This is a genomic window from Aquitalea sp. USM4 (assembly GCF_004328945.1).
Lineage (GTDB): Bacteria > Pseudomonadota > Gammaproteobacteria > Burkholderiales > Chromobacteriaceae > Aquitalea > Aquitalea pelogenes.
The window spans coordinates 87,970-107,309 of the sequence record NZ_CP029539.1 but is presented as its reverse complement, the minus strand read 5'-3'; the positions used below and the strand labels follow the sequence as shown (position 1 = coordinate 107,309).

General features: G+C 62.2%; 14 protein-coding genes and 1 riboswitch. Of the genes, 13 read left to right on the top strand and 1 reads right to left on the bottom strand.

The features are described 5' to 3' along the window. The first annotated feature begins 61 nt into the window (after positions 1–61). The 9 genes from DKK66_RS00490 (at position 62) to DKK66_RS00450 (ending at position 11,692) form a co-directional block, all read left to right on the top strand. The gene (locus DKK66_RS00490) at positions 62–1,066 is read left to right on the top strand and encodes a TerC family protein (RefSeq protein ID WP_242673534.1); all 1,005 of its coding nucleotides are present in this window, start codon (positions 62–64) and stop codon (positions 1,064–1,066) included. A 109-nt stretch (positions 1,067–1,175) separates the two neighbouring features. Further along, positions 1,176–1,275, top strand: a riboswitch (Fluoride riboswitch). Between the two features lie 77 nt (positions 1,276–1,352). After that, positions 1,353–2,636 (top strand): voltage-gated chloride channel family protein, encoded by a 1,284-nt coding sequence (locus DKK66_RS00485; protein ID WP_131354510.1) that lies wholly within the window; start codon positions 1,353–1,355, stop codon positions 2,634–2,636. Between the two features lie 161 nt (positions 2,637–2,797). Then, positions 2,798–4,222 (top strand): aldehyde dehydrogenase, encoded by a 1,425-nt coding sequence (gene aldA / locus DKK66_RS00480; protein ID WP_131354507.1) that lies wholly within the window; start codon positions 2,798–2,800, stop codon positions 4,220–4,222. Between the two features lie 109 nt (positions 4,223–4,331). Further along, positions 4,332–5,615 carry a nitrate/nitrite transporter gene (locus DKK66_RS00475; protein WP_131354504.1) on the top strand — a complete coding sequence of 428 codons (1,284 nt, stop codon included), beginning with the start codon at positions 4,332–4,334 and terminating at the stop codon, positions 5,613–5,615. After that, a complete protein-coding gene (locus DKK66_RS00470; protein ID WP_131354501.1) occupies positions 5,615–6,862 on the top strand; it encodes a mandelate racemase/muconate lactonizing enzyme family protein in 1,248 nt (415 codons plus the stop codon). Before DKK66_RS00475 ends, DKK66_RS00470 begins: the two co-directional genes overlap by 1 nt. Then, positions 6,859–8,478 (top strand): GMC family oxidoreductase, encoded by a 1,620-nt coding sequence (locus DKK66_RS00465; RefSeq protein WP_131354498.1) that lies wholly within the window; start codon positions 6,859–6,861, stop codon positions 8,476–8,478. Before DKK66_RS00470 ends, DKK66_RS00465 begins: the two co-directional genes overlap by 4 nt. A gap of 86 nt (positions 8,479–8,564) precedes the next feature. Then, complete coding sequence (locus DKK66_RS00460) at positions 8,565–9,302, top strand: IclR family transcriptional regulator (protein WP_207389832.1); 738 nt, start codon at positions 8,565–8,567, stop codon at positions 9,300–9,302. 327 nt (positions 9,303–9,629) lie between these two features. Next, positions 9,630–10,847: an MFS transporter gene (locus tag DKK66_RS00455; RefSeq protein WP_082696185.1), complete on the top strand. Its 1,218-nt coding sequence runs from the start codon at positions 9,630–9,632 to the stop codon at positions 10,845–10,847. A gap of 62 nt (positions 10,848–10,909) precedes the next feature. After that, positions 10,910–11,692, top strand: a complete 783-nt coding sequence (locus DKK66_RS00450) for a CDP-diacylglycerol diphosphatase (protein ID WP_131354492.1) — start codon at positions 10,910–10,912, stop codon at positions 11,690–11,692. On the opposite strand, the gene DKK66_RS00445 is transcribed toward DKK66_RS00450, so the two are convergent. Next, on the bottom strand, positions 11,674–12,888 hold the full coding sequence (locus DKK66_RS00445) for an MFS transporter (RefSeq protein ID WP_131354489.1): 1,215 nt from the start codon (positions 12,886–12,888) through the stop codon (positions 11,674–11,676). The genes DKK66_RS00450 and DKK66_RS00445 overlap by 19 nt on opposite strands. A 238-nt stretch (positions 12,889–13,126) precedes the next feature. Here DKK66_RS00445 and DKK66_RS00440 point away from each other — a divergent pair, with 238 nt between their 5' ends. From DKK66_RS00440 to DKK66_RS00425, 4 genes are read left to right on the top strand one after another with little or no spacing between them, the layout of a single operon-like run. Further along, positions 13,127–14,023, top strand: a complete 897-nt coding sequence (locus tag DKK66_RS00440) for a LysR family transcriptional regulator (protein ID WP_131354487.1) — start codon at positions 13,127–13,129, stop codon at positions 14,021–14,023. Between the two features lie 28 nt (positions 14,024–14,051). Then, a complete protein-coding gene (locus DKK66_RS00435) occupies positions 14,052–14,885 on the top strand; it encodes a DMT family transporter (RefSeq protein ID WP_131354484.1) in 834 nt (277 codons plus the stop codon). 54 nt (positions 14,886–14,939) lie between these two features. Beyond that, positions 14,940–18,329, top strand: a complete 3,390-nt coding sequence (locus DKK66_RS20630; protein WP_207389831.1) for an ATP-binding protein — start codon at positions 14,940–14,942, stop codon at positions 18,327–18,329. Between the two features lie 13 nt (positions 18,330–18,342). Beyond that, positions 18,343–19,263 (top strand): DNA-binding response regulator, encoded by a 921-nt coding sequence (locus DKK66_RS00425; RefSeq protein WP_131354478.1) that lies wholly within the window; start codon positions 18,343–18,345, stop codon positions 19,261–19,263. Positions 19,264–19,340 lie beyond the last annotated feature (77 nt).

The following is a 19,340-nucleotide window of genomic DNA, read 5'->3' as shown; positions in this document are numbered from 1 at the left end:
GGCCTGCTCATCTGCGTTTTATCCGGTCACCTGCCGTCATGGCAGTGAACCAAAAGGAAAGATGAAAACAATGGAATGGCTGAATCTGCTGTTTGCCGGTACGCCCTTGTGGATGTGGCTGATGTTCATGGGCATCGTTGCGGCCTTGCTGGTATTTGACCTGGGCGTGCTCAACAAGGACGACCACGAAATCGGGGTGCGTGAAAGCCTGAAGCTGTCGGCCTTTTACATTGCCATCGGGCTGGCGTTTGGTGGCTGGGTGTGGTGGTATCGCGGTGGCGATGCCGGCATGCAGTACCTCACCGGTTATCTGGTGGAAAAATCGCTGTCGATGGACAACATCTTCGTGATGTCGCTGATTTTCAGCGGCATGGCGGTGCCGCGCCTGTATCAGCACCGGGTGTTGTTCTGGGGCATTCTGGGCGTCATCGTGTTGCGTGCGCTGATGATAGGCCTGGGGGCGGTACTGGTGGCCGAATTCAAGTGGGTGCTGGTGCTGTTCGGCCTGTTCCTGTTGCTGACCGGGGTCAAGATGCTGTTCAGCCAGGAGGAAAGCCATCCTTCGCTGGATGACAACAAGCTGTATCAGTGGCTGCGCCGTCACCTGCGCCTGACACCCACCTTGCATGGCCATCATTTTCTGGTGCGTGGCGAGCAGCACGGGCTGAGCCGCGGCTGGTGGGCGACCCCCTTGCTGCTGACGCTGCTGCTGGTGGAAAGTGCCGATCTGGTCTTTGCGGTGGACAGCATTCCGGCCATCTTTGCCATCACCCAGGACCCTTTCCTGGTGTACACCTCCAACATCTTTGCCATCCTCGGCCTGCGCGCGCTGTACTTTGCCCTGTCGGCCATGGTGCACCGCTTTGAATACCTCAAGTACTCGCTGGCCGTGGTGCTGGTGTTCATCGGGGTGAAAGTGGGGCTGGTGTATCTCAACGATATCCAGCTGGTGCAGTTCCATATCCCGACTGGCGTGTCGCTGGTGGTGACACTGGGCCTGCTGGCCGGTGGCGTGCTGTATTCGCTGTACAAGACACGTAATGAGTCGGGCGACAGTCTGTCCTGAGGCGGATCTGCCGGTTTAATACCTGTTCTGCTGCTGGTCTGGCCGGGCTGTCCCTTTGGGGCCGCCCGGCTTTTTGCTTGTCGCCGGCCGGCTTTGCCGCTAGCATGACTTTTCTTCGGGAGATGGCATTCCTCCCGCCTGTTGGCTGCTTCCTGCCCGGAAGTAGCGGCAGCGAACCGCCCGTCCGGGCTGATGATGCCTGCAGGTATCCCGTGCCGGGAGCTGCAGGTGCGTCAGTATGTTCCGGCATTGGGGGTGATTTCGAGTCCTCATTCAGAAGAATTCCATGTCTGCCATTTCCCGTTCCGAAACCCTTGCCATGCTGCCGCGCATGAGCAAGCTGCTGTTACTGGCCTGCCTGGTTGCCCTGTTGGCCGGTTCTGCTTCTGCCTTCTTTCTGCACAGCCTGGTGTGGGCCACGTCCTTGCGCGTAAGCCAGCCCTGGTTGTTGTTTGTGCTGCCGCTGGCCGGTTTTGCCGTGGGCTGGGTCTACCTGCGCTATGGCCGTCAGGTGGAAGCCGGCAATAATCTGCTGATCGATGAAATCCACGACCCCACCCGCATCGTGCCCTTGCGCATGGTGCCGCTGGTGCTGTGGGGCACGGTGATGTCCCACCTGTTTGGCGCATCGGTCGGGCGCGAAGGCACCGCCGTGCAAATGGGCGGGGCGCTGGCCGATCAGGTCACCCATTTGCTGCGACTGGGCAATGCCGACCGGCGCATCCTGCTGATGTGCGGGATTGCTGCCGGGTTTGCCTCGGTATTCGGTACTCCGCTGGCCGGGGCGGTGTTTGCGCTGGAGGTGCTGGCCATTGGCCGCATGCGCTATGACGCGCTGTTTCCCAGTCTGCTGGCGGCCATCGTGGCCGATCAGGTGGGGCTGGCCTGGGGTGTGCAGCACACCCATTACGCCATCAGCCAGTTTCCCGTGCTCAGTGCCTGGACCTTGCTGGCCACGCTGGTGGCCGGGGCGCTGTTTGGCCTGGTTGGCAAGCTGTTTGCCAACAGCACCCATGCCTTGTCGGCACTGATCAAGCGCCATGTGTCCTATGCGCCCTTGCGGCCCTTGCTGGGTGGTGTGTTGCTGGTGGCCATTGTCTGGCCCAGCGGTGCCGAGCGCTTTATCGGGCTGGGTATTCCCACCATTGTGGATGCCTTCACCCAGCCGCTGCCTGCCTATGACTTTGCCGCCAAGCTGGGGCTGACCGTACTGTCACTGGCCAGCGGCTTCAAGGGCGGGGAAGTGACGCCGCTGTTTTTCATCGGCGCCACGCTGGGCAATGCCCTGTCGCCGCTATTGCATCTGCCGTTCTCCCTGCTGGCCGGGCTGGGCTTTGTCGCGGTATTTGCCGGGGCGGCCAACACGCCATTGGCTTCCACCATCATGGCGATGGAGCTGTTTGGCAGTGAGGTGGGTATCTACGCCGCGCTGGCCTGCGTGGCCAGTTATTATTTTTCAGGCCATAGCGGCATTTACCGCTCACAGCGTATTGCCCATGGCAAGCACCGGCCTTTTCCGCGTGGCTTGCGACTGAGCGAGCTGGCTGCCTGGCGGCGTCGCCAGGAGTGAATGAAGCTGCTGTAAATGCAGGTTTTTTCTGACGGTCTGACTGTCCTGCAAGGCAGTAAATTTCATGGGTGAAATTAAATGTTCATCCATGGAATTATTTTGACCGCGGGATAGGTGACTGGTTTGATGGAGCCAATACTCTAGTCAAGGAGTTTGGCCCCATGCAGTGCTATCAGAATTTCATCAACAACCGCTTTGTCCAGCCCGAGAGCGATGTCGGTTTCATCGTGGCGGACCCTGCCACCGGCCAGCCTTGTGCGCAGGTGTCCGCTGCCACCACTGCCGAAGCGCTGTCGGCAGTCGAGGCAGCAACAGCTGCACAAAAAGGCTGGGCAGCCTTGCCTGCCTGTGAGCGTGCACAGTATTTGCACAAACTGGCAGAGGCACTACAGGCGCGTTCACCGCAGATTGGTGCCGCACTGGCGGATGAGTCTGGCAAGAGCCTGAGTGATGCCATGGCCGAAGCTGGCTATGCGGCTGAAATCACCCGCTTTCACGCCGAATGGGCCAGACGTATCGAAGGGGAGGTCATCCCCAGCGACAACCCGCAGGAAAACCTGCTGCTGATGCGCGAGGCCATTGGCGTGGTGGTCTGCCTCATTCCGTTCAACTTCCCTGTCTACACCTTGCTGCGCAAGATTGCGCCAGCACTGATCACCGGCAATACCGTGGTGGTGCGGCCCAGCAACAACACGCCTTGTTCAGCCTTTGAAATTGCCCAGGCGGTGCTGGATGCCGGCCTGCCTGCCGGGGTAGTGAATATCCTGACCATGAGCCATGTGGTGGCCGAAGCGGTGTGCACGCATCCGCGTGTGGGCATGATCACCCTCACTGGCAGCGTCGGGGCCGGCCGCAAGGTGCTGGAATATTCCCAGGTGAATATTGCCAGGTCATCGCTGGAATTGGGTGGCAAGACCCCGGCCATCATCGAGCCGGATGCCAGGCTGGTGCAGGCAGCCAATGACATCGTGGCATCCGCCCTCAGCCACTGCGGCCAGCTGTGTACCTCGGTGGAGCGGGTGTATGTGCAGGAAAGCGTGTACGACGATTTTGTGCGCTTGCTCAAGGAGCGCTTTGCGGCACGCCAGTACGGCAATCGGGCCCGGCATCCCAACTACATGGGTCCGCTGGTGAATGCGACCACCCGGCTCAATATCCACCAGATGGTCGAGCGGGCTGTCGATGATGGCGCGGTGCTGGAAACCGGCGGTTTCATACCGCAAGGCCCTGGCTTTTTTTACCCGCCTACCTTGCTCACCGGCTGCCGTCAGGACATGGAAATCGTACAGGAAGAAATTTTCGGTCCTGTGCTGTGTGTCCTGAAATACAGCACGGCAGAAGAGGCCTTGCAGCTGGCCAATGACCACCAGTTTGGCCTGGCCTCGGTGCTGTTCACCGAAAACTACCGCACCGCCATGCGTTTTGCCAACCACATCGAAGCGGGCGAGCTGTATGTCAACCGCACCCCGGCCGACCCCTATCAGGGCTATCACGCCGGCTGGAAACGCTCCGGTCTGGGGGGCGACGATGGCAAGCACGGCATGCTGGAGTTCACCCAGACGCGGCTGGTCGTCCTGAAATACTGATCTTCCTCCCGGTCATTCATCCGGAATCACAACAAGTCTGCACACGACAGGATGGCCAACGCATAAGGCCAGCCACAAATCCTGCGGTGCAGCAGGAGACACCATCAAGATGAAACATGCTGACACCATGGTTGCAGCGTCGCCGCTGCATGCCCGCAATCGTTTGCGCTTTTTCCAGTTCGGCCTGCTGCTGCTGGCCGCTGGTGCCATCTATCCGCTGCTGTACCTGCGGCAGAATTTTGAAACCACCATCCTGCAAAGCTTCCACATCAGCAGCAGCGATCTGGGCGTGTTTTATTCCATGCTCGGCGTGGTGTACGCCGTCAGCTACTTGCCCAGCGGCTGGCTGGCAGACCGCTTCCCGCCGCGCTTGCTGATTTCCTTTTCCTTGTCTGTTGTGGGTGGTCTGGGGCTGTGGTTTGCCACCTTTCCGGCCTATCAGGCTTTGGAAATCATCTTTGTCGGCTGGGGGCTGGCTGCCGGGCTGACCTTCTGGGCGGCACTGCTCAAGGGGGTGAAGATGCTGGCCGCCGCCAATGAGCAAGGGCGTTTCTTTGGCATTCTGGATGGCGGCCGTGGCCTGGTCGAGGCGGTGCTGGCCTCCATTGCGCTGGCCATCTTTGCCTTTCATGTCCAGCAGGGCGACGAGGCAAAGCTGGCATTGCGGCAGGTGATTTATCTGTATTCCTTTACCTGTCTGGCCATTGCCGTGCTGATTCTGCTGTTTCTGGACAAGGGCGTGGCGGAGCGCGACAGCGGGGCTGCGCGCCAGAGCAATGTGCTGGCTGATTTGCGGCTGTTGCTGGGCATCCCGCAAGTCTGGCTGCTGGCTGTCATCATTTTCTGTGGTTATCAGCTGTTCTGGGCCACCTATTCCTTTTCGGCCTACTTGCAGCAGGGCTATGGCATGAGCGCGGTGGCGGCCGGTTTCATTACCGTCACCAAATTGTGGATGCGTCCCATCGGCGGGATTGGCGGCGGTTTTCTGGGCGACCGTTTTTCCAAGGAGGGCGTTCTGGGGCTGTGCATGCTGTTTGCCTCGCTCAGCCTGTGTGGCCTGATCTTTTTCCCTGGCAGTGGCGGAATGTATTTCCTGCTGGCGCTGGTGCTGCTGATCGGCGTGCTCACCTATGCCATCCGCGGCTTGTACTGGTCCTTGCTGGATGCCTGCCGGGTGCCGTTATCCGTAACCGGACTGGCCATTGGCCTGATTTCGGTCATCGGCTATTTGCCGGACATTTTCCTGCCCATGATCAATACCGCGTTTGCCGCGCATTACCCCGGTATCGATGGCACCCGCTTCTATTTCGCCTATATCGCCTGCTGCGGCCTGCTGGGCACGATTGCGGTGTTTTATTTCAAACAACTGAATAAACAACGGGAGTCTGTGTGATGAAAATCATCTCCATGGAAACACATGTCGTGGCAGTTCCTCCGCCGCATGTTGGCGGTATGTACTGGATTTTTGTCACGCTGAAAACCGACTGTGGCATTGAAGGCGTGGGAGAGGTCTATGCCGCCACCTTCCATCCCACGGTGATGGTGCCTGCCATCAACGACGTCTTCGAGCGCTATCTGTTCAATCATGACCCGCATCAGGTGGAGCGCTTCTTTCGCGAGTGTTATTCCAGCGGTTTCACCCAGCGCCCGGACCTGACCATGATGGGCATCACCAGCGGTCTGGAAATGGCCTGCTGGGACATCATCGGCAAGGCGGCCAATCAGCCGGTTTACCAGCTGATTGGCGGCAAGGTGAATGAGCGCCTGCGCTCCTACACCTATCTTTATCCCGAAAATGCCCACGGTCAGTACGACTACGACGACCCCGACCTGGCAGCAGAGTGTGCCGCACAGTACATGCAGCAAGGCTTTACCGCACTGAAGTTTGACCCAGCCGGGCCTTATACCGTGTATTCCGGCCACCACCTGTCACTGGAGGTGATGGACCAGTGCGAATTGTTCTGCCGCAGGATTCGCGAGGCCGTCGGCAGCAAGTGCGATCTCCTGTTCGGCACCCATGGCCAGATGACGCCGGCCTCCGCCATCCGTCTGGCGAAGAGGCTGGAAAAATACGACCCGCTATGGTTCGAGGAGCCGGTGCCGCCCGGTCAGGCCGACGCCATGGCGCAAGTGGCCCGCAAGACCAGCATCCCGATTGCCACCGGCGAGCGCCTGACCACCAAGTATGAATTCCATGAGCTTTTGCAAAAGGGCGCGGCTTCCATCTTGCAGATGAATCTGGGAAGGGTGGGCGGCATTCTGGAAGCCAAGAAAATTGCCGGCATGGCCGAAGCTCATTACGCCCAGATTGCCCCGCATCTGTACAACGGGCCGGTGGGTGCTGCGGCCAGCATTCAACTGGCCACCGCCACGCCTAATTTCCTGATCCAGGAAAGCATCATGACCTGGGATGGTTTCCATTCCCAGGTGCTCAAGCAGCCTATCCGCTGGGAAGACGGTTTCATCATTCCGCCAACCGAGCCTGGCCTTGGCGTGGAACTGAACATGGACGTGGTCAAGGCGCACTCGCCCTATGTGGGAGAGCGTTTGCACCTGCTGATGGACCCCAAGCCGTTTGATGTGCGGACGCAGTCATCCGACGCCTGGAAAAACCGCTGGAACACGGATAAAAGCCTATGAGCCAACAATTCGACTTCATCATCGTGGGGGCGGGTTCTGCCGGATGCATCCTGGCCAGCCGCCTGAGCGAGTCCGGCCAGCATCGCGTATTGTTGCTGGAAGCCGGTGGCAAGGATGATTCCTTCTGGTTCCGTCTGCCGGTGGGCTACGTCAAGAACTACTACAACCCGCAAACCAACTGGATGTATTACACCGAGCCGGAGGCAAACCTTGCCGGGCGCAAGCTGTATGCACCTCGCGGCAAGGTGCTGGGTGGTTCCGGTGCCATCAATGCCATGATTTATGTGCGCGGGCAGCCGGCAGATTTCGACGACTGGGAAGCCGCAGGCAATCCGGGCTGGGGCTTTCGCGATGTGCTGCCGTACTTCAGGAAGCTGGAAAACCACCCGGCTGGCGAAACCGCATGGCGCAGCAACAAGGGGCTGATCGGCATTACGCCGATGCGGGAGCAGGCGCACCCCATCTGCCAGAACTATCTGGAAGCCTGCCAGCAGCTGGGTTTGCCGCTGAATGACGATTTCAACGCCGCCCGGTTTGAAGGGGCGGGCATTTACGAGGCAAATATCCGGCATGGCGAGCGTGCATCCAGTGCGCTGGCCTATCTGCACCCGGCCATGGGGCGGGCCAATCTCACGGTCGAAACCCACTGTCAGGCCGAAGCCATCCTGTTTGACACTGCCGGGCGTGCCAACGGCGTTACGGTCAGACAAAACGGGGTGGCACGCCGCTTTTTTGCCAGCAAGGAAGTGATTGTCGCGTCCGGTGCGGTGGACTCACCCAAGCTGCTGCAATTGTCGGGCATTGGCGATGCCGTCTTGCTGCAAGAACTGGGCATTCCACTGCGCCGGCACCTGCCGGCGGTGGGGCAGAATCTGCAAGACCATCTGTGCGTGTCCTTTTACTACCGCGCCAATTGCAAGACGCTGAATGATGAATTGGGCAGCCTGTGGGGGCAGGGGATGGCGGCGCTGCGCTATGGCCTTACCCGCAAGGGGCCATTGGCGCTGAGTGTGAATCAGGCCGGGGGCTTTTTCCGTGGCAGTGAAGAGGAGGAGCGGCCGAATCTGCAACTGTATTTCAATCCGCTGTCCTACAGCATTCCCAAGGATGCCAGGGCGGCACTCAAGCCGGAACCTTACTCGGGCTTTCTGGTGTGCTTCAATCCCTGCCGCCCCAGCAGCCGGGGTTCGGTTGTCATCAGCAGTGCCGACCCGGCGCGGCCTGCCAGCATCCGTCCCAATTACCTGTCTACCGACAAGGACCGGCGCGAAGCCGTGCAGGGCAGCCGTTTCATCCGTCGCCTGATGCAGGCGGAGGCTTTGCGCCGCATTACGGTGGAGGAGGTTTCTCCGGCAGGCAGGGTGGACGACGACGACAGCATGCTGCGCTTCTTCCGCGAGGAGTCCGGTTCCATCTATCATCTGTGCGGCAGCTGTGCGATGGGGCCGGATCCGGCCAGTGCTGTTGTCTCCCACCGGCTGCAAGTGCATGGAGTTGCCGGGCTGCGGGTGGTGGATGCCTCCATCTTCCCCAATATCACCTCCGGCAATACCAATGCACCGGTGATGATGGTGGCGGAAAAGGCGGCCGAGATGATTTTGCAGGACTGGCACTGAGCCGCTTGGCATCCGCATTGTTATCAACCAGGCCCTGCGCAGGCCGTCACCGCCGACAGCGCAGGGCTTTGTCACAGGAACGCATCTTGCCCGCGCGACCAACCGCCCCCGCTGTCGACGGCTCCATTGCCATTTTGCAGTTGCTGGTGAATGCCTCCTATCCGCTGACCCAGGCCGAGATCAGTGCGCAAACCGGTATTCCTGTCGCCAGCTGTTACCGTATTCTGGGCAGCCTGTTACAGGCCCAGCTGGTGGTGATGGACCCGGGGCGCAAGAAGTCCTACGCCATCGGCTCCAGGATTTTCCAGATGGCCTCCTCCATTTATGGCCGGCAAAGCATCATTCCCTATTTCCACCCGATTGCCGAAATCCTCAAGAACGAAGTACACAAAACGGTGCTGCTGAGCATTCCGGTGGGTAATACCGTGGTCGTGGTGGCCAAGCTGGAGTCCGCACTCGGCCATCGTTTTCACGCTTATATCGGCCAGACCTTGCCCTTGCACCGTGCCGCTGCTGGCAAGGCCATTCTCAGCCTGCGCAGCAAGGATTATCTGCAAGCGTATCTGGATGGCGAATACCTGCTTGCACCACCGGAGCTGCGCACCCAGCTGGAGCGTGCCCAGCGCCTGGGTTATGCCGTGACGCATGATGAAATCGAAAGTGGCGTCAGCTGTCTGGCTGCTCCAGTGGTGAACCTGAGCCATGAGCCGATTGCCGCCATCAGCATTTGCGTTGCCAGCAATGAACTGAGCGAACAGGCAAGCCGCAGTTATTCCAGCCCCCTGATCCAGGCGGCGCGCCAGCTGGCCGCGCGCATAGGCTGAGCCAACGGCTGGCCTGATTTTGCATTTCGCCTTGCCTTGGGGTTCCCAGCGGGTGCAGCCTGGCATACCGGATGCTATGCTCACCCGACCTGCTGCTGATGTGCAGTGTGCTGTCGGAAAACGGCACGACAGCCAGGCGCAGCGTGATTGCTTGCCGCAGTGCGGCACATGGCAGACCGCCCACTTTAACTGTGGGCGGTTTTCTGTTTGCAGCGGCATGCGTGCGGAATGCTGAACAAAGCAGCGTAGCTGTCGATTGATGGCAAGTCAGGGCTGGGTTTGTCATGGATAATGACATTGTTTTGAAATGGCGTGGCAAGGGGTGGCATGGCAATGGAAGGCGTGATGGTGGTGGAGCGTAGCTGGCGCAGCATGCTGCGGGCGGTGGCCAGCCTGTTGCTGGCCTATGCCTTGCTGGTGGTGGGCAATGCGCTGGGCAATACCGAAACCTCGCTCAGCCTGCTGGCCAATGGCGTGCCGGTGGCCGTGGCGGGCATGGTGCAGTCGGCCTACTATGCCGGTTTTTTCATTGGCGGTTTCTTTTGCAGCGGCATGATCCGCCAGTATGGCCATCACCGCGCCTTTGCCGCGCTTACCGCCATGATCTGCGTGCTGACCCTGTGTCAGGCCCTGTTTACTTCCCCCTGGCTATGGCTGCTGGCCCGGCTGGGGAATGGCCTGGCCATGGTGGGCATCTACATGGTGGTGGAAAGCTGGCTGAACGGCTGTGTGAGCAACAGCCAGCGTGGCCAGCTGTTTTCCCTGTACCTGATCATCAGCTATCTGGGCGCCAGTGCCGGGCAGTGGCTGCTCAAGCTGCCGTTCAGCCAGCCTGGCTGGGCCTTCATCATTGTGGCCATGCTGTTTTCGCTGGCCATCATTCCGGTCACGCTTACCGGGCAACGGCCGCAGGCCTTGTCGGCACCGGCTGCCGGCAATGTGCTGGCACGGGCGCTGCGTACCTTGCGTCTGCTGGGGCGGCGTGCACCGCTCAGTCTGGTGGGTGCGCTGTTGGCTGGCTGTTTCAACAGTGCCTTTTATACCATGATGCCCGCCATGCTCAGCCAGCTGGGCAGGTCGGCGGCTGATATCGCCGGTTTCATGGGCATGGCCTTGCTGGCCGCACCGCTGTTGCAATGGCCGATGGGCAAATGGGCGGACAGCAGCGACCGTGCCCAGTTGCTGGCCTACTCGGCACTGGTGGTGGCGGTGTTGTCGCTGGTGTTGATCCTGCTGACCGGCTCGGGCTGGATGCTGCCACTGGTGATGGTGTACGTGGCGATTGCCTTTACCTTCTACGGCACGCTCAGCGGTATTGCCAACGATGCCATGCCGCCACGCCACCGGGTGGAAATCAGCGCGTCCTTGCTGATGGTGTATGCGCTGGGTGGCACGCTGGGGCCCTTGCTGTGTTCGGCGGTGATGGCATCCGTCGGGCCTGCCGGTTATTTCGTGGTATCGCTGGGTCTGGCAGGCTTGCTGGGCTTGTATGCGCAGTGGACGGTCAAGCGTTGGCCCTTGCCCAGCCTGCTGCCGCCGCGCTGAGCGACGGTTTGTCAGCTGCCTGATTGATCATGCGGTTTTTCCTTTGGCGAAAGCATCATTCCATGACGGTGAAAATCTTCCGCGGCAGTGTCGTGCTGGCGCTGCTTGGCTTGCTGGTGTCGTGGGCGGTGCATGCCGCCAATGCCGATGCCTTGTGGAATATCGTGCATCAGCAATGCGTGCCGCATTGGCAGCAGACGCAGGACCCGGCCCCGTGTGCCGCGCTGGACATGACGCAGGGTGAGCCGCAAGGGCATGCCATCCTCAAGGACATCCACGGCGTTTTGCAATATCTGCTGATTCCCACCGCGCGGGTCACCGGTATTGAAAGCCCGCTGCTATTGCAGGCGGATGCACCGGACTACTGGGCTGCCGCCTGGCAGGCAAGGCAGTGGATGGAGCGGCTGCATGGCAGTGTGCTGCCGCGCGAGGCGGTGGCGTTGACGGTGAACTCGCAATGGGGCCGCAGCCAGAACCAGCTGCACATTCATGTTTCCTGCGTCCGGCCAGAGTTACCCGCCCGTTTGCAGCAGGCAGGCATCGGACTGCAGTGGCAGCCGCTGGCGGACGGCATCAACGGCCATGCCTATCTGGCGCGTGCAGTGCCGGGTGAAACACTGGATGGCGTGCAGCCATTCCGTTTGCTGGCCGATGAGGTGGCCGGTGCCAGCGGGCAGATGGGCAGCTACACGCTGGCGGTGATTGCTACCCGCCTCGCCGACGGGCCGGGTTTCTGGCTACTGGCCAGCAAGGCGGATGTGCTGGCCGGCAACTTTGCTTCCTCCGAGGGGGATGTGCAGGACCATGACTGCCAGGTACTGTCCCCTCAGCCAGTCAGGCCATGATGGCGGGGGCCGGACAGTGCCCAGGCGCAGATGCCGGTGAGGCTGCACGCTGCCCCGGCCAGCACCACACCCATCCAGCCCCAGTGACCATAGGCCCAGGCTGAGGCCAGCGAACCGACAGCCCCGCCGATGAAATAGCTGGTCATGTAGGCTGAGGTCAGCCGGTTACGGGCTTCTGGCCGGATGCGGTAAATCGCCCCCTGATTGCTGACATGGCAGCCCGCCACCCCCAGGTCCAGCAGCAGGATGCCCAGCAGCAGGGCGGTAATCGAATGCGGTGCCAGCGCCAGCGGCAGCCAGGCCAGCAACATCAGGCCCAGGCTGAGCCGTGAAGCCAGCGCGCCACGGCCCTGGTCACTCAGCCGTCCCACGATATTGGCCGACAAGGCCCCGGCGGCCCCGGCCAGGCCGAACAGACCGATGGTGCTGTTGGAAAAGCCGAATGGCGGCGCAGACAGCAAGAAGGCGACCGAAGTCCACATTACGCTGAAGGTGGCAAAGGACATGGCACCCAGCAGGCCGCGCAGGCGCAGGCTGGGTTCTTCCGCAAACAGGCGCAGTACCGACTGCAGCAGCTGTCCATAGCGCAAGCCCGGTGTGGCAGGCGTGTGCGGCAACTGACGGGACAGCACCAGCGTCATCAGCAGCATGCCGCCGGTGCCGCACCAGTACACGGTGTGCCAGCCGCCCAGGTCGGCCAGGCTGCCTGCCACGGTGCGGGCCAGCAAAATGCCGGTCAGCAGGCCACTCATGATGGTACCCACCACCCGGCCACGCTCGGCTTCGCTGGCCAGGCTGGCACCCAGCGGCAGCAGGATTTGCGCCACCACCGAACACACGCCGGCTATTGCCGTGCCCAGCAACAGCTGGCTGATGCTGCCTGCCGTGGCGCTGATCAACAGGCCGCAACTGGCCAGCAACATCATCACGAGAATCAGCCGTCGCCGCTCCAGCATGTCGCCCAGCGGCACAATCAGCAGCAAGCCCAGCGCATAGCCCAGCTGCGCCGTGGTGATGATGCTACCGGCACTGGCAGCACGGATGCCCAGTTCCCGGCTGATTTCCGGCAGCAAGGGCTGGGCGTAATAATTACCGGCCACGGCAAGACCGGTGGCTACCGTCATCAGCCACATCAGCAGCGGGCTGAGCCCGCCATGTTCATGGCCGGGGTGGGGGAGGGTGTGGGTGGTTTGCATGTGTTGGCTTTCGGTGTGACTGCGCAGGGTGTTGTCAGAGCCGCTAACAAAACCCCTGCTGCTGCGTTGCGCCTCCTTGCCGTACCCTTGTACTGTCGGCGTCGGCAGGCTTTGCCCCAGGGACACTACGCTGTTTTGTCAGCGGCAATTAATGCATGCCGGGGCAGTATCTACTGGCCTAAAGAATGACTCCAATGTATTGTTTTCATGTTTTTCATCGTGAAACGAGATGGATTGAATGAACTTGCGCCAGATTGATTACGTGCTGGCGGTGGCCGAAGAGGAAAACTTCACCCGTGCCGCCGAGCGCTGTCATACCGTGCAATCGGCGCTGAGCCACCAGATTGCCCGGCTGGAACAGGAGTTCGGTGCCCGGCTGTTCGAACGGACCTCGCGCCAGGTCACGCTCACTCCTGCCGGGCAGACTTTCGTCAAGCATGCGCGTCAGGTGCGGGAAGCGGCGCAAAGGCTGGAAGACGAAATGGCGGCCGCTACCGGTGAAATCCGTGGCAGCCTGCGCATTGGCAGTATCTCCACGCTTGGCCGGCTGGATTTGCCCGCCTTGCTGGCGGAGTACCACCGCCGTCATCCGCAGGTGGATGTGCAGCTGGCCATGCGCATGAGCGATGTGATGATGGAAGAACTGCGCGTGCAGCAGATCGACGTCGCCTTTCTTGGCGTGTGGCCGGGGGAGCCGGTGCTGGGGCTGGATGCCCGTTTGCTGTGGGAGGAGCCCTTGCTGGCCTTGCTGCGTCCGGACCACCCGCTGGCCGCCTTGCCACAGCTGGATTTGCAGCAGCTGGCTGCTTGCACCCTGGTGGACTGGCCGGCAGGCAGCGGGCCGCGCCTGCAAACCGACATGGCTTTTGCTGTGCAGGGCATCCGCAGGCGGGTGGCGTTCGAGGTGAACCATGCCGACATGCTGATCAGCCTGGTGCACTCATTGGGTGCCGTGGCCATGGTGCCCGCGCTGGGGGCTGGCGAACATGCCGGTCTGGTGGCGCGGCCGGTGCGCGACGGCCCGCGGCGCCGGGTGTATCTGGCCAGTCACGACAGCCCCACCCCTGCGGCGGCAGCCTTCCTGAATCTGCTGGCCCGCTATCTGCCGCCAGACCCGGACGGAACAAGCGCATGAAAAATGCAGCCCGCAGACGGAGGCCAGCATGAGCGGCAGTGTTTTCGCCCTGCTGATGCTGGCCGCCTGCCTGCATGCCAGCTGGAATACCCTGATCAAGGCCGCAACCTCGGCCTGGTTCGGCACCGTGCTGGTGGCGGGCTTTGCCAGCCTGCTGGCCTTGTGCGCCCTGCCATTCCTGCCGACACCCGCCGTGGCCAGCTGGCCGTGTATTGCCGCTTCGGTCTTGTTGCAGTTGCTGTATTTGTGGCTGATCGCCCGCAGCTACGGCCAGGCTGAGCTGGGGCTGGTATACCCGGTGATGCGCGGTACTGCGCCCTTGCTGGTGGCGCTGTGCAATGTCGCGCTGCTGGGTGAACAGCTCAGCGGCATGGCCTTGGCCGGTATCGGCGTACTGTGCGCCGGTTTGCTGGGCATGGCCTGTTCGGTGCCGCGTGGGCGGCGTAATGGGGTAGGGCTGGCCTTGCTCAATGCCCTGGTGATTGCCGGCTACACCCTGGTGGATGGCGTGGGCGTGCGGCTGTCCGCAGCACCGGCCAGTTATACCTTGTGGATTTTCCTGCTGTGCGGCTTGCCCTTGCCGTTGTGGGCTGCGCTGCGGCAACCGGCAGCACTGGCTGCGGCCTTGCGGCGCGACTGGTGGCGTGGCCTGCTGGGCGGGCTGGGCACCATCAGCTCCTATGGCCTGGCCTTGTGGGCCATGACCCAGGCACCGCTTGCCGTGGTGGCGGCATTGCGGGAAACCTCCATCCTGTTCGGCTTGTTGCTGGCGCGGCTGGTGCTGGGCGAACACACCGGGCGACTGCGCCTGCTGGCCGCGCTGGTGATGTTGTCGGGCGTTGTCCTGCTGCGGCTGGCCTGAACGGCTGGCAGGCTTCTTGCGTTGGCCAGTTGATCTGTCTTGCAGGAATGCACCGTGTCCAAGCCACCGCCTTCGCCGCCCCAGCAAGTCATCCAGCTGCGTCGTGACTACAACAGCTGGGTGGCGCGTGAATCGCTGGAAGACTACGCCCTGCGTTTTACCCCGCGCCGTTTCCGCCAGTGGTCGCTGTGGCGGGTGGCCAATACCGCGCTGGGCGGGGCTGCGTCTTTTCTGGTGCTGGAAGCCGTGGGCGCCACCATGCTGGTGCAAGCCGGGTTTTTCAATGCTTTTCTCGCCATCCTGCTGACCGGGCTGGTGATTCTGCTGGCCGGGCTGCCCATTTCCGTTTATGCCGCCCGCTACGGGGTGGATATGGATCTGCTTACCCGTGGCGCGGGTTTCGGTTATATCGGCTCTACCGTCACTTCGCTGATTTACGCTTCCTTCACCTTCATTTTCTTTGCACTGGAAGCGGCCATCATGGCCTATGCGCTGGAACTGGGTTTCGGTATTCCGCCGGTAGCCGGTTACCTGCTGTGTGCCTTGCTGGTGCTGCCGCTGGTTACCCACGGCGTCACGGCCATCAGCCGCCTGCAAAGCTGGACCCAACCCCTGTGGCTGTTGCTGCTGGTATTGCCCTATGCCTGTTTGCTGTGGCAGGAACCCGAAGCCCTGCAAGGCCTGTGGCATTACCCTGGTGCGCAGGGCACAGGCATGCAGTTTGATTTGCGCCGTTTTGGTGCGGCCTTTGCCGTGGGCATTGCGCTGATCACCCAGATGGGCGAGCAGGCCGACTACCTGCGCTTCATGCCGCCGCGCACTGCCGGCAATGCCCGCAGCTGGTGGCTGGCCTGCCTGCTGGGCGGGCCGGGCTGGGTATTGCCGGGGGTGGCCAAGATGCTGGGTGGCGCACTGCTGGCCTGGCTGGCCCTGCGCAATGCGGTGCCGCTGGCCAAGGCGGTGGACCCGAACCAGATGTATCTGATTGCCTATTCCCACGTGTTCAGCGACGGCAAGCTGGCGATTGCCGCCACCACGCTGTTTGTCATCGTCTCCCAACTGAAAATCAACGTCACCAACGCCTATGCCGGCAGCCTGGCGTGGTCAAATTTCTTTTCCCGCCTCACCCACAGCCATCCGGGGCGGGTGGTGTGGGTGGTGTTCAACACCGTGATTGCCCTGTTGCTGATGGAGCTGGAGGTATTCCAGGCACTGGGTCAGGTGCTGGCGCTGTACAGCAATATCGCCATTTCCTGGATCATGACCGTGGTGGCGGATTTGCTGATCAACAAGCCGCTGGGCCTGAGTCCGCGCGGCATCGAGTTCCGTCGGGCCTATCTGTTCGACATCAATCCGGTGGGGCTGGGCACGATGACGCTGGCGTCGCTGCTGGCGGTGGCCGCCCATCTGGGGGCCTTGGGCGAGGTGGCACAGGCGCTGTCCCCGCTGGTGGCCATGTGTGCGGCGCTGCTGCTCTCGCCCTTGTTTGCCTGGCTTAGTGGCGGGCGTTACTACCTGGCGCGCCGCCCCTCGGCCAGTGCGCACGCCCATCACCGCTGCGTGCTGTGCCAGCGCGAGTATGAAGCGGAGGACATCGTGGTTTGCCCGGCGTATCAGGGGCATATCTGCTCGCTGTGCTGCACGCTGGACGTACGCTGCGGCGATTTGTGCAAGCCGCAGGCCACGCTGGCGGCGCAATGGCAGGGCTTGTTGCAGCGGCTGCTGCCACGGAGCTTGCAGCCCTATCTGCAACGCGGGCTGGGGCATTACCTGTTGCTGATGGCCGGTATCAGCACCTTCTGGCTGCTGTTGCTGGGCCTCTTGTACTTCATCGCCGTGCAGGAAGGCGCGGTAGCCGGGCTGGGCGGTTTGTTGTTCCGCCTGTTTGCCGTCTTGCTGCTGGCCAGCAGCGTGCTGGCCTGGTGGATGGTGCTGACCCATAACAGCCGACAGGTGGCGCAGGAGGAATCGCGCCGCCAGACCGGCCTGCTGCAACGCGAGATCGACCTGCACCGGCAGACCGACCAGCTATTGCAGCAAGCGCGTGAGGCGGCAGAGCAAGCCAATCAGGCCAAGAGCCGCTATGTCACCACCATCAGCCACGAGCTGCGCACCCCGCTCAACAGCATTCTGGGCTATGCGCAAATCCTGCATGCCGATGCCAGCCTGCCGCCCGCGGCGCGCCAGTCGGTGGAGGTGGTGCGCAGGAGTGGCGACCACCTGTTGTCGGTGATTGAAGGCACCATGGACATCGCCCGTATTGAAAGCGGCAAGCTGACGCTGGACATGCGCCCGCTGGACTTCACCGCCTTCATGCGCCAGCTGGTGGCCATGTTCAGCCTGCAGGCGCAGCAAAAGGGGCTGGATTTCAGCTTTGTTCCGCAAGGCGAACTGCCAACGGTGGTGCGGGCGGATGAAAAGCGGCTACGGCAAATCCTGATCAATCTGCTGGGCAATGCCGTCAAGTTCACCGAGCGCGGCGAGGTCAGCCTGGGGCTGCGCTACCAGCGCGAAATGGCCACCTTTACCATTCGCGACACCGGCCCGGGCATTGCCGAGGCCGATCAGCCACGGCTGTTCGAGCCTTTCGAGCGCGGCCGCCAGTCGCAGCAGGGCGGTAGCGGCCTGGGCCTGACCATCAGCAAGATGCTGACCGACCTGATGGGCGGGGAAATCCGCCTGGACAGCACGCCGGGGCAGGGCGCGCTGTTTACCGTGCGGCTGTTCCTGCCGGCCCTGCACGGCCAGCAAGCCGAACAGGCCCTGCCACGCCAGCAGCGTACCGGCTATCTGGGGTCGCGCCGCCGTGTATTGCTGGTGGATAACGAGGCGGTGGACCGCGCCATGCTGCGCCACATGCTGCAAGCGCTGGGCTTTGAGCTGGCCGAGGCCAGCAACGGGGAGGACTGTCTGGCGCTGCTGCCCGCCTTCAGCCCGCATGCGGTGTTCATGGACCTGGCCATGCCCGGCATGGATGGCTGGCAAACCTTGCGCGCCATTCGTCAGGCGCAGGCAGGCATGGCAGATGCCGCCGCCCTGGCCATCATCTCGGCCAATGCCTTTGAAAAGGGGCAGGACAACGATGTCGGCATTCTGCCGGCAGATTTCTTCGTCAAGCCCATCCGCATCGACGACATTCTGGACTGGCTGGGAAGGCGCTTGCAGCTGGAATGGCAGACCGACAGCCAGCCCATGCCCGACACCGTGCTGCAAGGCCTGCATGCCAGCGCCGCCAGCCTCACCCTGCCGGATGCCGCCTTGCTGCACCCGCTGCGCGAGGCGCTGGAGCTGGGTTACCCCAAGGGAGTAAAAGCGGCCTTGCAGACCTTGTCCGGACAGGCGGCCGAACATGGCGAATTCCTGCGCCGTGCCCAGAGCCTGGTGGACGCCTTCCGCTTTGATGCACTGCGCAGCTTGTTGCAGTACCAGGAAGAAACAGATTGATGGAGCAAGACTGATGGAACAGGCGGCCAACCGCAGCGCGCTGGTGCTGATCGTGGATGACATGCCGGACAACCTGCAAATGTTGCACGATGCGCTGGATGCAGCAGGCCATACCGTGCTGGTGGCCACCCATGGCGAAGCCGCCTTGCAGCGGGCCAGGCTGAGCCTGCCGGATGTGATCCTGCTGGATGCGGTGATGCCGGGCATGGATGGCTTTGAAGTGGCGCGTCGCCTGAAGCAGGACTTTGTCACCCGCGCCATTCCCATCGTGTTCATGACCGGCCTTACCGATAGCGAACACGTGGTGGCGGCCTTTGCCGCCGGCGGGGCCGACTATGTCACCAAACCGCTGCGCCCGCCGGAAGTGCTGGCACGCATTGCCGCCCACACCGCCAATGCCCGCCAGATGCAGCAGGCCAGCAGCGCGCTGGATGCCTTTGGTCAGGCCACCCTGGCTCTGAACCCGGATAGTGGACGGCTGGTATGGCAAACCGCGCTGGCCCGGCAGCTATTGCAACGCTACTTCGGTGTCGAGGATCAACAGGCCCCGGAGTCACTGTGGCGCTGGGCCAGGCTTGCCCGGCAGGCCAGGCTGCAAGGAGAAGAATTGCCCGGTCAATGGCCGGGTGAGGCCGGGCAGAAGCTGCTGGCCAGCTTTCATCTGACTCCCGGCGAGCCGGAATGGCTGGTGGTGCTGCGCGAAGAAGGGCTGCAAGCCACGCTGGCTGCGCTGATTGCGGCTTTCCGCCTGACCCAGCGCGAGGCCGAGGTGCTGCACTGGCTGAGCCTGGGCAAGACCAACCGTGACATTGCCGACATCCTTGGCATGAGCCCGCGCACCGTCAACAAGCATCTGGAGCATGTGTTTGCCAAGCTGGGAGTGGAAACCCGCACCTCTGCCGCCGCCATGGCGCTGGGGCGCGGGCATGTGTAAGGTCCGCTAACCCCCCGCGGCAGGCTTCGCTACGCGGTTTGCTCAGCGTTTGTCAGCCGCACTTGGCCCGAAACTGT

Excerpts from the sequence above, each read along its gene's own strand:
- DKK66_RS00440 (WP_131354487.1), top strand. The coding sequence starts at position 13,127 with ATGAACTTGCGCCAGATTGATTACGTGCTGGCGGTGGCCGAAGAGGAA.
- aldA (WP_131354507.1), top strand. The coding sequence starts at position 2,798 with ATGCAGTGCTATCAGAATTTCATCAACAACCGCTTTGTCCAGCCCGAG.
- DKK66_RS00425 (WP_131354478.1), top strand. The coding sequence starts at position 18,343 with ATGGAACAGGCGGCCAACCGCAGCGCGCTGGTGCTGATCGTGGATGAC.
- DKK66_RS00445 (WP_131354489.1), bottom strand. The coding sequence starts at position 12,888 with ATGCAAACCACCCACACCCTCCCCCACCCCGGCCATGAACATGGCGGG.
- DKK66_RS00450 (WP_131354492.1), top strand. The coding sequence starts at position 10,910 with ATGACGGTGAAAATCTTCCGCGGCAGTGTCGTGCTGGCGCTGCTTGGC.
- DKK66_RS00435 (WP_131354484.1), top strand. The coding sequence starts at position 14,052 with ATGAGCGGCAGTGTTTTCGCCCTGCTGATGCTGGCCGCCTGCCTGCAT.
- DKK66_RS00475 (WP_131354504.1), top strand. The coding sequence starts at position 4,332 with ATGAAACATGCTGACACCATGGTTGCAGCGTCGCCGCTGCATGCCCGC.
- DKK66_RS00485 (WP_131354510.1), top strand. The coding sequence starts at position 1,353 with ATGTCTGCCATTTCCCGTTCCGAAACCCTTGCCATGCTGCCGCGCATG.
- DKK66_RS00490 (WP_242673534.1), top strand. The coding sequence starts at position 62 with ATGAAAACAATGGAATGGCTGAATCTGCTGTTTGCCGGTACGCCCTTG.
- DKK66_RS00455 (WP_082696185.1), top strand. The coding sequence starts at position 9,630 with ATGGCAATGGAAGGCGTGATGGTGGTGGAGCGTAGCTGGCGCAGCATG.
- DKK66_RS00465 (WP_131354498.1), top strand. The coding sequence starts at position 6,859 with ATGAGCCAACAATTCGACTTCATCATCGTGGGGGCGGGTTCTGCCGGA.
- DKK66_RS00470 (WP_131354501.1), top strand. The coding sequence starts at position 5,615 with ATGAAAATCATCTCCATGGAAACACATGTCGTGGCAGTTCCTCCGCCG.